General features: G+C 48.8%; 15 protein-coding genes and 1 riboswitch. Of the genes, 6 read left to right on the forward strand and 9 right to left on the reverse strand.

The features are described 5' to 3' along the window. Positions 1-148: 148 nt before the first annotated feature. The gene (locus KQJ23_RS22600) at positions 149-814 is read right to left on the reverse strand and encodes a YheC/YheD family protein (RefSeq protein WP_216481159.1); all 666 of its coding nucleotides are present in this window, start codon (positions 812-814) and stop codon (positions 149-151) included. 160 nt (positions 815-974) lie between these two features. Here KQJ23_RS22600 and KQJ23_RS22605 point away from each other — a divergent pair, with 160 nt between their 5' ends. Genes KQJ23_RS22605 through KQJ23_RS22615 form a run of 3 tightly spaced genes read left to right on the forward strand, consistent with a single transcriptional unit; the run spans position 975 to position 2,570 of the window. Continuing rightward, positions 975-1,193 carry a hypothetical protein gene (locus KQJ23_RS22605; protein WP_216481160.1) on the forward strand — a complete coding sequence of 73 codons (219 nt, stop codon included), beginning with the start codon at positions 975-977 and terminating at the stop codon, positions 1,191-1,193. Between the two features lie 33 nt (positions 1,194-1,226). Next, entirely contained in the window at positions 1,227-2,426 is a 1,200-nt protein-coding gene (locus tag KQJ23_RS22610) for an AI-2E family transporter (protein WP_216481161.1), read from the forward strand. A gap of 3 nt (positions 2,427-2,429) precedes the next feature. Then, positions 2,430-2,570: a hypothetical protein gene (locus KQJ23_RS22615; protein ID WP_216481162.1), complete on the forward strand. Its 141-nt coding sequence runs from the start codon at positions 2,430-2,432 to the stop codon at positions 2,568-2,570. Positions 2,571-2,644: 74 nt separating this feature from the next. On the opposite strand, the gene KQJ23_RS22620 is transcribed toward KQJ23_RS22615, so the two are convergent. Further along, entirely contained in the window at positions 2,645-3,181 is a 537-nt protein-coding gene (locus tag KQJ23_RS22620; RefSeq protein WP_216481163.1) for a hypothetical protein, read from the reverse strand. 177 nt (positions 3,182-3,358) lie between these two features. Then, complete coding sequence (locus tag KQJ23_RS22625) at positions 3,359-3,715, reverse strand: HesB/IscA family protein (protein WP_212942599.1); 357 nt, start codon at positions 3,713-3,715, stop codon at positions 3,359-3,361. Positions 3,716-3,877: 162 nt separating this feature from the next. Between KQJ23_RS22625 and mqnE the strand changes: the two genes are divergently transcribed. From mqnE to KQJ23_RS22640, 3 genes are all read left to right on the forward strand, one after another. Then, the gene (gene mqnE / locus KQJ23_RS22630) at positions 3,878-4,984 is read left to right on the forward strand and encodes an aminofutalosine synthase MqnE (RefSeq protein WP_216481164.1); all 1,107 of its coding nucleotides are present in this window, start codon (positions 3,878-3,880) and stop codon (positions 4,982-4,984) included. 63 nt (positions 4,985-5,047) lie between these two features. Beyond that, on the forward strand, positions 5,048-6,115 hold the full coding sequence (locus KQJ23_RS22635; RefSeq protein ID WP_216481165.1) for an NAD(P)/FAD-dependent oxidoreductase: 1,068 nt from the start codon (positions 5,048-5,050) through the stop codon (positions 6,113-6,115). Between the two features lie 56 nt (positions 6,116-6,171). After that, entirely contained in the window at positions 6,172-6,417 is a 246-nt protein-coding gene (locus KQJ23_RS22640) for a NifU family protein (RefSeq protein WP_044481903.1), read from the forward strand. A 69-nt stretch (positions 6,418-6,486) separates the two neighbouring features. Here the strand turns inward: KQJ23_RS22640 and KQJ23_RS22645 are convergent, their stop codons facing one another. The 6 genes from KQJ23_RS22645 to KQJ23_RS22670 form a co-directional block, all read right to left on the reverse strand. Beyond that, on the reverse strand, positions 6,487-7,269 hold the full coding sequence (locus KQJ23_RS22645; RefSeq protein ID WP_216481166.1) for an SDR family oxidoreductase: 783 nt from the start codon (positions 7,267-7,269) through the stop codon (positions 6,487-6,489). 135 nt (positions 7,270-7,404) lie between these two features. Continuing rightward, positions 7,405-8,280, reverse strand: coding sequence for a MetQ/NlpA family ABC transporter substrate-binding protein (locus KQJ23_RS22650; protein WP_216481167.1), 876 nt, complete (start codon positions 8,278-8,280; stop codon positions 7,405-7,407). Positions 8,281-8,375: 95 nt separating this feature from the next. After that, positions 8,376-9,044: a methionine ABC transporter permease gene (locus tag KQJ23_RS22655; RefSeq protein ID WP_216481168.1), complete on the reverse strand. Its 669-nt coding sequence runs from the start codon at positions 9,042-9,044 to the stop codon at positions 8,376-8,378. After that, on the reverse strand, positions 9,044-10,069 hold the full coding sequence (locus KQJ23_RS22660) for a methionine ABC transporter ATP-binding protein (RefSeq protein ID WP_216481169.1): 1,026 nt from the start codon (positions 10,067-10,069) through the stop codon (positions 9,044-9,046). Before KQJ23_RS22660 ends, KQJ23_RS22655 begins: the two co-directional genes overlap by 1 nt. A gap of 114 nt (positions 10,070-10,183) precedes the next feature. Further along, a riboswitch (SAM riboswitch) is annotated at positions 10,184-10,329 on the reverse strand. A 99-nt stretch (positions 10,330-10,428) separates the two neighbouring features. Beyond that, on the reverse strand, positions 10,429-11,145 hold the full coding sequence (locus tag KQJ23_RS22665; protein WP_216481170.1) for a Cthe_2314 family HEPN domain-containing protein: 717 nt from the start codon (positions 11,143-11,145) through the stop codon (positions 10,429-10,431). A 101-nt stretch (positions 11,146-11,246) separates the two neighbouring features. Next, positions 11,247-12,245, reverse strand: a complete 999-nt coding sequence (locus KQJ23_RS22670; protein ID WP_216481173.1) for a COX15/CtaA family protein — start codon at positions 12,243-12,245, stop codon at positions 11,247-11,249. Positions 12,246-12,476 lie beyond the last annotated feature (231 nt).

Raw genomic sequence — 12,476 nt, forward strand, 5'->3', positions numbered from 1 at the left:
AACTCCGCAGTTATTGTAAAATAAGCTGGGATAATGTGGATAAAAGTTATTCACAGGATTTGACCACAGGAAAATGCACAAAAAATATTTTTCATAGATTCATATTTTTTATTTAACCTGCCAATAAAAGGATCAAACGCCAACTACTTTATTGCGGACGGGTATTTACCTCAAAAATCCACAGCTTGCCTCGCGTATCCACGCCATAGTCAAAACCTAACTGATCAATTCCCGGAAACGCATTCTCCAGGATAGAGATACATGTGTTGGTCAAATTACGCATTTCCTTTCTTTTTCTCGTGCTGACCTTTTTATTGCGGAAAGACAAAGCAAGACCCTCCCGCGCCGTCATCATCGATCCTCCCTTGCACAGGTTCGTGACGAACAAACCGGGTCTGGCGAGTCTTCCTACCATGGATCGATATCCCCATGTGCCGTTTTCCTTTACAACCTTAACCCTGTAGTCAATGGGACGCCCGCCGATCCGAGCCAGGACTATGCCTTGCTGGATCATGTACTTCCTCTTCGTCCGCGCTTTTTCAAGCGCTGTGAACATGGCTTCAAAGCTGCCAAACACCCTTGTCTTCGACATGTACGTGAATGCATAGCGTCCATTTTTCCAGACGACTCGTATGACGCCGTAGCCTCCTCCGCCCCGGAGCGGCTTGATCACGACCATGCCATGCTGGTGCACCATGCTTCTCAGTGTATCAGCACTGTAAATTTGGGTATGTGGTATATGGGGGGCCACGTCGGCGTTGCTGAGGAGCGCTTCCGTTTTGAGCCATTTGTCAGCCAGTTGTCTTCCTGCCATGACACCATCCCCTTTCCGTTATAAATTATTCATACTCATCCTCCTGTACGGTTTCTTGGATGATTGTCCACGGCTCGCGCCTTTTTTGAACTGTAACCGAAGTTGCATACTGGACGTATAAACATATATTATTGTCCTAATAAACCTTGGAGAGAGGGGGATGGCATTGGAAAAGGAAGGGGCAATTATCGAGGTATTGTACTGGTTCGGAATGGTCGCCATGTCATTGATGCTTGCAGCCATTACGGTGCTGCTGTTCATCACGGGCATCAGGTTCACCAAGAGCAATCGTAAGGGGCTTGGAATCGGGAGCATTATTTTTTCGTTGGTGGCGGCCGTTATGGTTATTCTAATGATCAACCGACAATTCTTAACCTAAATAGATTGAAGTTGGATACAGGAGGCAATTTTTATGGAGAGTGCATCTACCTGGGGCGGGCGATTCAAGAAGTTTTTTCTAAATAACCGATTCGTTCTCTTCTTGCTGATTCTACTGCTCATCGGCCTGAACATTATGGTGCTGGGCAAAATCTCATACATATTCACACCGATCGCCGTGCTGCTCAAAACTGTGATGCTGCCGATCTTGCTCACTGGCGCTATCTTTTATCTGCTCAATCCTCTGGTGGATTGGCTGGAACAAAAGGGCATCGGGCGAGTCTATACAATAGCGGCCCTGTATCTTCTGATTGCGGGATTAATTACGATTGTCATTATCTCTATCGTTCCCGTCGTCCGGGATCAGATTACGGATTTGATCTCCAATTTTCCGCGTTACAGCTATCAGGTGCAATTGGAATTTGAAGCCCTGATCGGAAGCGACTTCTTCCATCAGATGCAGGAATCGACTGGCTTTAGCCCGACCAAGATTGCTGAATCGATCTCCAGTCAGGCTACTACATTAATAGACGGTGCCTGGTCCGGTATTGGCGGCTTCCTCGGCGCCTTGAAGGATATTGTGCTGGCCGTGATCACCGTGCCGTTCATCCTGTTCTACCTGCTGAAGGACGGCAAGAAGCTTCCTTCGTTCATCCTTCGCTTCGTACCTGTACGGCTTAGAGGACAGACCAAGCATGTCATGATGGAAATGAACGGCCAGATCAGCTCATACATTCGCGGACAGATCATTGTCAGCTTCTGTATCGGCGTACTGCTCTACATCGGCTTTCTGATTATCGGACTCGATTACTCGCTCGTATTGGCCATCATCGCCTCCTTTACGAGCATTGTGCCTTATCTCGGACCGGCAATTGCCATTACGCCTGCCCTGATCATTGCGATTGTAACTTCGCCATTCATGCTGCTGAAGCTGATTATCGTATGGACGGTCGTACAGCTCGTTGAAGGCAAGTTCATTTCTCCGCAGATCATGGGTAAAACACTCCGGGTCCACCCGATTACTATCATCTTCGTCATCTTAACCGCAGGCAATCTGTTCGGGATTGTGGGGATCATCCTCGCCGTACCTGGCTATGCCGTGTTAAAGGTCATTGCCGGTCATCTGTTCAAATGGTTCGAGCTGCGTTCTCATCTGTATGAGGCCGAGGAGGAACTTTCGACAGGAGATTCCACCGAGGTTGAGGTCACCGTAACTGTGAAGGAAGAGGAATAGCCTATGCTGGTCATCATTCTGCTGCTGCAACTTGTGATTATAGCCTACCTGATCTCAATTCATGGCAGGCTTCCCAAGCGTGATTATGTAAAAGAAGCTCTCGAAAGAGATAAGAAGTCCCGGCAAGAAAGCGGCGACAGCTAGTAAAAAGCAACATCCCGTCTAACCACTTGCTCCGTTTATCAATTGAGACAAGTGGTTATTTACAATTCAAAATATTATTTCAAATCAAATCGTTTTATTAATCTCATTGGATAAGTGTAAACTTCGAGGGCGGTGATTTCCGCTTCCCCAAAAATATCTTGCGAAAAGATAAGCTCTATCATCTCTTGCATTTCACTTACCTTTACGATCCCTATTGTCGCATGAATGACAGGATCGTCATTCAGAATCGAATTGAACCGCCCAATACCAGTGCAGTATTCCTCATATTTTTCATGGAAATCGTAATAAAAATCGACGAAAGACTTTAAATGTGCTGGTTCGAGGCAGATTACAGCCGTTTCTGCATGCTCACCGCCGGGCGGGAGGATGCTTATAGAATGAAGCGAAATTCTTTGTTTGGTATGCTTAGATGCAAAATTCGAAGTCCATTTGCACAGAAGCTCTTCATCCATGTTCTCATATGCCGAGATTGTAATATGCGGAGGCCATTCAGGAACGGAATATCCTTTACTCGATAATTCTTTTTTCAGCTTTTTTAGTTGCATATCCTTTTCTTCGTTAAATCTTGCCAATACAACATAGTTACTCATTGCCTACCCCTCCCTTTATACTATTTTCATTCTATCTCTATAGAGTGCTTGAGGCGATACATTTCATTCCTTATGAGTAGAGTATGACATAGAAAACGGCCTCCATCGCGTACTATTTACGCAATAGAGACCGTAATCCATAACCCATAAACGCTCATTCGCGTCGGACTTCATTTTTTAATCACAAACTTCCGGACGGCCTTCCTCATTCCGCATTTTAAATGACTGGCCGCAACCGCAGGAGGCGATGGCATTCGGATTATTAATCGTAAAGCCGCCGGACATGCCATGCTCTTCGAAGTCGATTTCAAGACCATTCAAATACCGCATGCTCTCCTTGGCAATCACAACCTTGATCCCCTGCACGTCCAGGTAAACATCTTCCTCGCTCTCTTCATCATCCAGGCCCATGCTATATGAAAAGCCGCTGCATCCTCCCGGATTGACTCCCAGCCTCAGGAACATACCAGGCGTCTCCTCCTCGGCGATCATATCCTTGATTCGCCCCGCAGCGCTGTCAGAAATAACAATCATCGTTACCCCTCCTTTATACCAAAAGTATACTCCACATGACGCCTGCGCTCAAGCGGGTGTGATTTTTATTGTAGCAAATTCCATATATCTCCTTTACACTTGTTGTCCCTTTTTCCACAGAGGTTTATAATGAAATAGGTTATGAGAAATGGAGGTATTATCATGATTACTACGGTGACACCGGGTATCGACCATAGAATGGCCGAAATTATAGAAAAGGTAAGACATGGAGAACGTTTAACATTAGAAGACGGCGTTTATTTGTACGAGAGCGATGATTTGTTAACTATCGGTCAGTTGGCCAATGAGGTCAATTTGCGCAAAAATGGCAAGAAGGTCTATTTTATTGAAAATATGAGCCTGTATTTCACCAATATCTGTGAATCGCATTGCGCCTTCTGCAGCTTCCGCAAGGACCAGGGCGAGGACGGCTCCTACACCCTGTCCGGCGAAGAGATGGTCACCTATGTGAAACAGCACATCACACCGGGCGTGCGTGAGTTCCATATTGTCGGCGGACATAATCAGCATGTTCCCTTCCAATACTATGTGGATTCCTTGAAGGCTCTGAATGAGAACTTCCCGGAGATCACGCTGAAGGCCTATACCGCAGCAGAGATTGAATTTTTCACTCGCTTGAGCGGGCTTAGCACCAAGGAAGTACTGCTAGAGCTGCAAAAAGCCGGGCTGAAATCCCTGACCGGGGGCGGCGCGGAAATTCTATCTGATCAATATCGCCAAAAAATGAAGGTGGAAAAGGCCAATGTCGATCAATATCTGGAGGTGCACCGTACCGCTCACAAGCTTGGCATGAAGACCCATACCACCATGCTGTACGGGTCCATCGAATCGCACGAGGACCGGATTCGCCATATGCTGCAAATCCGCGAGCTGCAGGATGAGACCGGCGGGTTCATGGTGTTCATCCCGCTTTCGATGCAACCGCGCAACAAAAATGCCGGCATTATGCGGCGCAACTCGGCTTACGAGGATCTCAAGACGATTGCGATCAGCCGCTTAATGCTTGATAATATCCAGCATATCAAAGCTTATTTTATCAACATTGGTGTTCAACTGACTCAAGTTGCCCTGACATTCGGCGCTTCCGACGTCCACGGCACGATCGTGCGTGAACAGATCAGCCATGCAGCAGGAGCTTTAACCCCTGACGGATTGACGCGCAAGGAGTTGATCTGGCTAGTCAAGGGCGCAGGCCGGATTCCGGTGGAACGGGATACATTCTATAATGAAGTCGAGGTTTACGAGTAATCTGTTCTTTTGCTCCAGGCAGCATAACAATATAATTATTCAGATACGAAAGGGCCCCTTCGAATGACACGTCTCGTAGTATTAGGTGGAGGTTATGGCGGAACCACTGTAATTCACGAAATATTCAAGGGACGCATCCCCCTTGATCTCGAAGTAACGCTTGTAGACCGGCAGCCTTGTCAGAGCTTAAAGACCGAGTATTACGCATTAGCTGCGGGAACCGTATCAGACCATGAACTGCGGGTGTCTTTTCCCGACTACCCCGGTCTTCGGCTAAGATACGGAGAAGTTGTGAAGATTGATCTTGAGCAGCGTCTAATTGTATTCGATCATGCGGACCAGCCTCCCTTGGAATATGACCAGTTGGTCATCGCCTTGGGGTGTACGGATAATTATCATCAGATTGCAGGAGCCAAGCAATTCTCTTGCAGTATCCAGTCCTTTGCAGCCACACGGCAAACTTATGTGAGACTGAATAATGCAAAGCCTTACAGCCATATTCATATTGTTGGAGGCGGACTCAGCGGAGTAGAAATTGCTGCTGAATTGCGGGAGAGCCGGCCGGATCTCGATATTTCGTTGATTGATCGCGGCACACGCTTATTATCGGCTTTCCCAGCCAAGGTGTCTGACTATGTGACGAAATGGTTCGAGGAGCACGACATCCGGATCTTGTCGCAAATTTCAATTCACACCTTGGAAGAAGGCGTAATCCGCCATGATAGCGGCAGCATCCTTTCGGACGTAACTGTATGGACAGCCGGGATTAGACCGGTCGAGCCCGTTCAGCGGCTTGAGCTCCCGAAGGACCCGCAAGGTAGAATCAAGCTTAATTCGTACCATCAAATTCCTGAATATCCTGAGGTTTTTGTGTGCGGTGATTGCGCCAGCCTGCCCTTTGCTCCAAGTGCACAAGCAGCCGGCGTCCAGGGAGAGCAAATTGCCCAAGTGCTCCTGGCCCAATGGTCCGGCGAGAATCCCCGGCTTCAGCCAATGAGGCTTAAGGGCACCCTTGGCTCGCTCGGCAAAAAGGCGGGGTTCGGTCTGATGGGCAAAGCCCAAGTAACCGGCAGAGTACCGCGCTTACTAAAAAGCGGAGTTTTATGGAAGTCCAAACGCCACCGGGGATAAGGATTTAAATTTAAAGTGTTTTGTACTATAATGAATTGAGAAAGGAGTTGAGAATGATGAGTGAACATGTACAGGATAAATTGTATGATGAGGTACTTGAGGTACTGGATAAGCTTCGTCCGTTCCTGCAACGTGACGGCGGTGACGTTGAATTGGTTGACGTTGAAGACGGCATTGTTAAGCTGAGACTGATGGGTGCTTGCGGCAGCTGCCCAAGTTCCACCATTACTCTGAAGGCAGGGATTGAACGTGCTCTCTTTGAAGAAGTGGACGGCGTTCAAGAGGTCGTACAAGTATTTTAATATACGAGAAGAGGCTGGCCATTCGGTCAGCCTCTTCCTCTATCTTCAATGCTTATCCGGGATCAAGGATCAAATGTCCTTGGCCCGCTTGCTCCACGGGCGAATCGGATCCAACCCGCCGGAAATATCCATAATATTACCTGTTATAAAGTCCGAATCCACGTCACACAGGAAAGCAATGACTCTGGCTACATCCTCACCGCTTCCAGTTCGTCCAAGCGGTGTATCGCCATCCGAAATTTCACGGGCTTCCGAGATCAGAATCTCTTTGTTCCTTCCCCGGATATCGCCCGGACAGACCATGTTAACTGTAATGCCATTGGAGGCTTCCTCTACTGCCAATGTCTTGGTGAACGAGACCAGGCCCGTCTTCGCTGCAGCATAGACCGCACGGTACGGCCAAGCTCTCGATTCAGCCGCATGTCCAAAGCCAAAGTGAATAATTCTTCCCCACCCTTTGCTGCGCATGCCCGGCAGAATCAGATGATCAAGCAGTATGGTGCCCACCAGGTTTCCATCAATCATCGCCAGAATATCCGCATCCGTATAATCCGCGAACATCTTCCGCTCCCGAATGAACGGCCCTGCATTGTTAACAAGAATATCTACCGTTCCCAGTTGCTTCTGAACTTCGTCCGCCAAGCCTGCTATATCCTCGCGTTTGGAGATATCCGCTTGCACAGCGATGCATTTTACACCTTTCGCTTCGATGGAGGAGCGGAGGAGCAATGCATCAGATTCACTATGTACATAATTCAGAGCAACATGGCAGCCTTGCTCCGCCAGCGTCAATGCGGTCCTTTTCCCCAGTCCCTTGGCACTTCCGGTTATGAGTGCAACCTTCCCCTGCATGTCCTTCCTCCCTTGATTCGAGATCATCAAGCACTATCTTAAGTATAAAAGATTTACGGCATCCGGACAAACCAAGCATCAAAAAAATCCCGCTGCCCAATTTCGGACAACGGGATTGCAGCATACGCAGTCGGCTTAGAATACCGGAACAAGCGCGCCTTTGTAAGTATCGTTAATGAAGGTTCTGACCTCTTCGCTTGTGAGCGCTTTGGCCAGCTTCTGGATCGCCTCGGAGTCCTTGTTGTCCGGACGGGATACCAGCAGGTTGGTGTACGGGGAATCCTTATCTTCAATGAACAGCGCATCTGTCGTCGGATTCAGTCCAGCTTCAAGCGCATAGTTCGTGTTGATCAAAGCCAGGTCCACTTCTTCAAGCTGACGCGGAAGAATAGCTGCTTCCACTTCAATGAACGCGAGGTTCTTCGGATTTTCAGTAATATCCTTCTTGGTTGCTGCGATACCTGCGGCTTCGTCGAGCTTGATCAAGCCTTGCTTCTCAAGCAACAACAGAGCACGGCCGCCATTGGTAGCATCATTCGGAATTGCTACTTTTGCGCCATCTTTCAGCTCATCGATCGATGTCAGCGTCTTGGAGTAAGCACCAAATGGCTCGACGTGCACGCCGACTACAGGAACCAGATCAAAGCCGTTTTGGGCGTTTTGATCATCCAGGTAAGGCTGATGCTGGAAGTAGTTCGCATCAAGCTGCTTCTCATATACTTGAACGTTAGGCTGTACATAATCTGAGAATTCGCGGACTTCCAGCTCCACGCCTTCTTCTTTCAGAGCAGGAGCAACAAATTTAAGAATGTCTGCATGTGGTACTGTTGCTCCAACAACCAGCTTCACAGGTTCTGCAGATTCAGGTGCCGGTTCAGTTGTATTGGTCGACGTATTTTCGCCAGCCGAAGTGTTGTTGCCAGCCGTCGAATTGTTAGTGCTGTTGTTGCCGCAAGCTGCCAGTACAAGCACCAGTGCAAGCGTCAAGATTGAAAATGTCCATTTCTTCATAGTAGGTAACCCTCCCAATGTTTTTTGAATAAGGATTTAAATGTGGTTGTTCAAAAAGTCATCTTTTGAACTCGCACAATATATATTTTGTTTCCTTATTTCCGCGTGAAATAAATGACAAGCCGGTCGCCCAGCATTTGCAGCACCTGCACCAGAACGACCATAAAAAATACGGAGATAATCATAACTTCCGTCTCGTACCGGTAATAACCATATCGGATCGCTAGATCACCAAGACCGCCGCCGCCAATCATGCCTGACATGGCCGTATAGGATACGAGCGTAACCGCCGTAATCGTCATGCCCGCGATTAACCCTGGCAGAGACTCCGGCAGCAGCACCTTGCGGATGACCTGGACAGTTGACGCCCCCATCGCATAAGATGCCTCGATGACTCCGCGATCTACCTCCCGCAGCGCCGTCTCAACCAGACGGGCAAAGAACGGAGCTGCCCCGATTACGAGCGGCGGTATCGTGCCTTCGACCCCGGAGGATACGCCCATAATCATCCGGGTAAACGGGATCAGAGCGATGATTAGAATGATAAACGGTACGGATCGAACAATATTTACAATGAAGGACAGAACCCGGTAGATCCAGATGAGTACAGGTGCATTAGACTTTGAAAAAGTATAAAGCAGAATCCCCAGCGGCAGCCCGATCAGAAAAGTAAATAAGGTGGAAAAGCCCATCATTTGAAGGGTGTCTCCGGAGGCGGTCGCCATTTCCGACCAATCAATCTTTGAAAAATCCAGCTGATCCATTACCCGATCACCTCCACATCAAGTTCCCGTTCCTTAAGAAGTGCAAGAGTCTGTTCCACTTGCCCGCTGTCCCCTTCAAAGGAAACAGTCAGTTTGCCGTAGGGAACATCCTTGATCGTGGAGATCGTACCTTGAAGGATCGCAAAATGAACGCCGGTCTCTCTGACTACTTGAGACAATACCGATTCATAGGTTTTCGCGCCAAGGAAAGTAATCCGTACCAGCTTGGCCCAGGTCGGCCGGGGAACGGAAGCGGCTAAGTGAAGACCATCTTCCCCTTCAGCTCCGGAGGCATCGCGGTTGATGAACTCGCGGGTGACCGTGTGCTGCGGCTTAAGGAACACTTCCGTAACCGGTCCTTCCTCTACAATGCCGCCTTCATGAATGACTGCAACCCGATCACAGATGCTTTGAATAACATGCATTTCATGGGTGATCAGCAGGATCGTCAACCCGAAGCGTTTGTTAATGTCGAGCAGCAGCTTCAAGATGGAGTCTGTGGTCTGCGGATCGAGCGCCGAAGTCGCCTCATCACAGAGCAGCACATCAGGATCGCTTGCCAACGCCCGGGCAATGCCCACCCGTTGCTTTTGGCCGCCCGATAACTGGGCCGGATACTTGCTGCGGTGATCCTCCAGGCCGACAAGCGAGAGAAGCTCATCCACCTTCTTGCGGATCTGATTCTTCGGTATTCCGATCAAGGTGAGTGGAAAAGCCACGTTATCATATACCGTCGCCGAGGATAACAGATTAAAGTGCTGGAAGATCATCCCGATTTTCCGGCGTTGCTGCTGCAGCTCCCGTTTGCCCAAGCCGGTAAGCTCGATGCCTCCTACCCAGACCTCGCCTTCGCTTGGCCGCTCCAGTAGATTGATGCACCGGATCAAGGTGCTTTTCCCTGCCCCCGAATGTCCGATAACTCCGAAGATTTCCCCCTTCTCTACCTTCAGGTTCAATCCGGATAGTGCGGTTGTCCGCTTCTTTTTATTACCGTAAATCTTGGTTATTTGCTTAAGTTCAATCAAACCGTGCACCTCCAGGGATCCCGCTATCTCATAGCATGTCCCAATCCTACAGGATAAAAATAAAAAAGAGAGCTCCACAGATTCAGAGGGCTCTCTTTACGTAAAGACAATGCCTTCTCATCTGCCAAAACCTGCATTAAGGTTTTGAAGGATTTAGCACCATGGCATTTGCGGCTGTACAGCGGGAGAACCCGTACATACAGACTCAAATCGGTTGCTGGGCTTCATCGGGCCTTTCCCTCCGCCACTCTCGATAAGAAATATGAAGTTAAAGTTAACTGATCAATTTACTATGAATTAGATTCGAAACTTATTTTTGAGTATAGGGTCTTTTACAGCGTTTGTCAAAGGAAAAATTTTTATTTTCGGGAAAGCTTCTTCCAGCGCTGATTTGTGTATGTAAACACGGCCCTTAAGGTTTCTGTCACCATGCGGAGCCCCTGCTCCAAATCCCGCAAATATTCATCCAGATCCTCCAGCTTGATCTTGCCTTGAAGCGCTTGATGCCGCTGCCACAAATCATCCTTCAGTTCAGAATTCATATAGTGAATTTCCATATTCCGCCGTCCCCGCAATACCCGAAGCGTATCCTTGTACTGATCCTTAATCTTCTCCAGCTCTCTGGCTAAATCCGAATGAGTCTTCTTATAATTGAATTGCCGCAGCACGGTAAAATAAGAGAAGTGCTCCTTCACCTTGGAGGTCTCCAGGTCAAACAGCTCATTCAATACGGTTCCGAGCTTGTCCAAGGTAGCGAAGACCCGGATAAAGCCATCCTTATAGAAAAATACATGTCGTGCATAATCACCGCGCTCTGCGGGATCCATATCGTCCACGGAAACATTCGAGACTTTCCCCCTGAAAAAGACCGATGCAAACAAGCACTGCTCCAGCTCATCCAGCGAGGTGATCAGACCGAGCACCCAGATTTCCAGCTTACGAAAATCGTGAGTCGGGTCTTTGGAAATCTCCATCTCTTTCCGAAGCAGCTTGGCGGTTCCTGCCATTGCATCAATCGTCTCTCCAAGCAAGCCTTCATTCTTTCTGGGCGGCTCGCCCAGTAAAGTTCGCAGCATATAGATTCCTCCGGTATCATCAAGATTGACCCGATCCATTCATACAGGAAAGGTACCTTTATCACTGCCCGAAAAGGCCCTTCCTCATTCCGATTCTCTAGTTAAGCCTCCCGACGCGAATTTACTGCTTCGGACTCTGCGGAGGAAATGGAAGTGTCCTCCAGTCTCTTACCGCTTCCAGGGCGGCTCAACTGCCAAGTTCTCACACTCAGATAACAGAGCACGCCAAACAGTCCTGCAATCGCGAGCATATGAGATAGTGAGGCAAACAGATAAACCTCCAGGTTATCCAGCGTAAGCACGATGGAGGCGCCAGTCAGCACCTGAATCGCGGTCAACGCTGTCGCCGCAACACCCAATAGTCGGATCTCACGGTTCCCGGGATGGCGCCAAAAAGCCAAATGTCCTAGTAGCGCCATCAGTAGAAAAAGCAGCGCCGCAGCCACCCGATGGAAGAAGGCAATGCCCACTCCGCCGGATAGCTCAGGTATGAATTCGCCATTACAGAGCGGCCATCCGCTGCAGCCGCCGGCAGAATCAGTGTGGCTGACATAAGCCCCGATATATACAACGATATAAGTGTATACGGTTGCAAACCAGGTCAGATTGCGGAAACCTCTGGTCACGGTGTAAGCTCCCTTTAACGGAGCCTCCTGCTGTTGTCTTTCTTCCTGACGGATGCCCAAGGCAAGCATCACCGAACTGGCAAAAGCAATCAAGGAGAAGCCGAAATGCAGGGCCATCACCGCTGAGGAGGACGGGCTTTTGACAGCCATAGCTCCCATAAATGCTTGAACCATAACGAAGATCAGAGCAAGCCCGGCATAACCGACCAGGTCACGGCGCCTCTTCCGGTAGACGCGGAAGGCGATGTAAGCCCCTAGCGCCAGCAATCCCGCAGCTCCGCTGACCGCCCGATGAGAATACTCGATGATGGAAGCGACAGTATGTGCGGGAACGAATTTCCCATTACAGAGCGGAAAGTCTGTTCCGCAGCCAAGTCCGGACTCGGTCTTCGTAACGACAGTGCCTCCAAGCGTAGCAAGAAACATAATCAGAACGGACGCATAACTGAGCCATTTTAATTGCTTCGTATTCAATAAGATCACCCATTTCATCCGGAAAGGAGTATGTATTCGGTCTGGAAAACAGGACACAATTACATCCATTATAACCGATCAGCTATTCATCTTCATAGGTTTCTGCAACAAAATGTTCACAAATACCAATGATTCTGCGTGCCGGGGGTAACGTGTGAAGTATGCCCTTATTACGCAGGGCTCTTCAGTCCGGCTCTATAGTTGCCGGATGCACTGCACCCCTCTATGACG

The sequence above is a fragment of the Paenibacillus brevis genome, from assembly GCF_018919145.1.
In the GTDB taxonomy this organism is placed as follows: domain Bacteria; phylum Bacillota; class Bacilli; order Paenibacillales; family Paenibacillaceae; genus Fontibacillus; species Fontibacillus brevis.

Coding starts and splice junctions, on each gene's coding strand:
- KQJ23_RS22600 (WP_216481159.1), bottom strand. CDS start 814: ATGGCAGGAAGACAACTGGCTGACAAATGGCTCAAAACGGAAGCGCTC.
- KQJ23_RS22605 (WP_216481160.1), top strand. CDS start 975: ATGGCATTGGAAAAGGAAGGGGCAATTATCGAGGTATTGTACTGGTTC.
- KQJ23_RS22610 (WP_216481161.1), top strand. CDS start 1,227: ATGGAGAGTGCATCTACCTGGGGCGGGCGATTCAAGAAGTTTTTTCTA.
- KQJ23_RS22615 (WP_216481162.1), top strand. CDS start 2,430: ATGCTGGTCATCATTCTGCTGCTGCAACTTGTGATTATAGCCTACCTG.
- KQJ23_RS22620 (WP_216481163.1), bottom strand. CDS start 3,181: ATGAGTAACTATGTTGTATTGGCAAGATTTAACGAAGAAAAGGATATG.
- KQJ23_RS22625 (WP_212942599.1), bottom strand. CDS start 3,715: ATGATTGTTATTTCTGACAGCGCTGCGGGGCGAATCAAGGATATGATC.
- mqnE (WP_216481164.1), top strand. CDS start 3,878: ATGATTACTACGGTGACACCGGGTATCGACCATAGAATGGCCGAAATT.
- KQJ23_RS22635 (WP_216481165.1), top strand. CDS start 5,048: ATGACACGTCTCGTAGTATTAGGTGGAGGTTATGGCGGAACCACTGTA.
- KQJ23_RS22640 (WP_044481903.1), top strand. CDS start 6,172: ATGAGTGAACATGTACAGGATAAATTGTATGATGAGGTACTTGAGGTA.
- KQJ23_RS22645 (WP_216481166.1), bottom strand. CDS start 7,269: ATGCAGGGGAAGGTTGCACTCATAACCGGAAGTGCCAAGGGACTGGGG.
- KQJ23_RS22650 (WP_216481167.1), bottom strand. CDS start 8,280: ATGAAGAAATGGACATTTTCAATCTTGACGCTTGCACTGGTGCTTGTA.
- KQJ23_RS22655 (WP_216481168.1), bottom strand. CDS start 9,044: ATGGATCAGCTGGATTTTTCAAAGATTGATTGGTCGGAAATGGCGACC.
- KQJ23_RS22665 (WP_216481170.1), bottom strand. CDS start 11,145: ATGCTGCGAACTTTACTGGGCGAGCCGCCCAGAAAGAATGAAGGCTTG.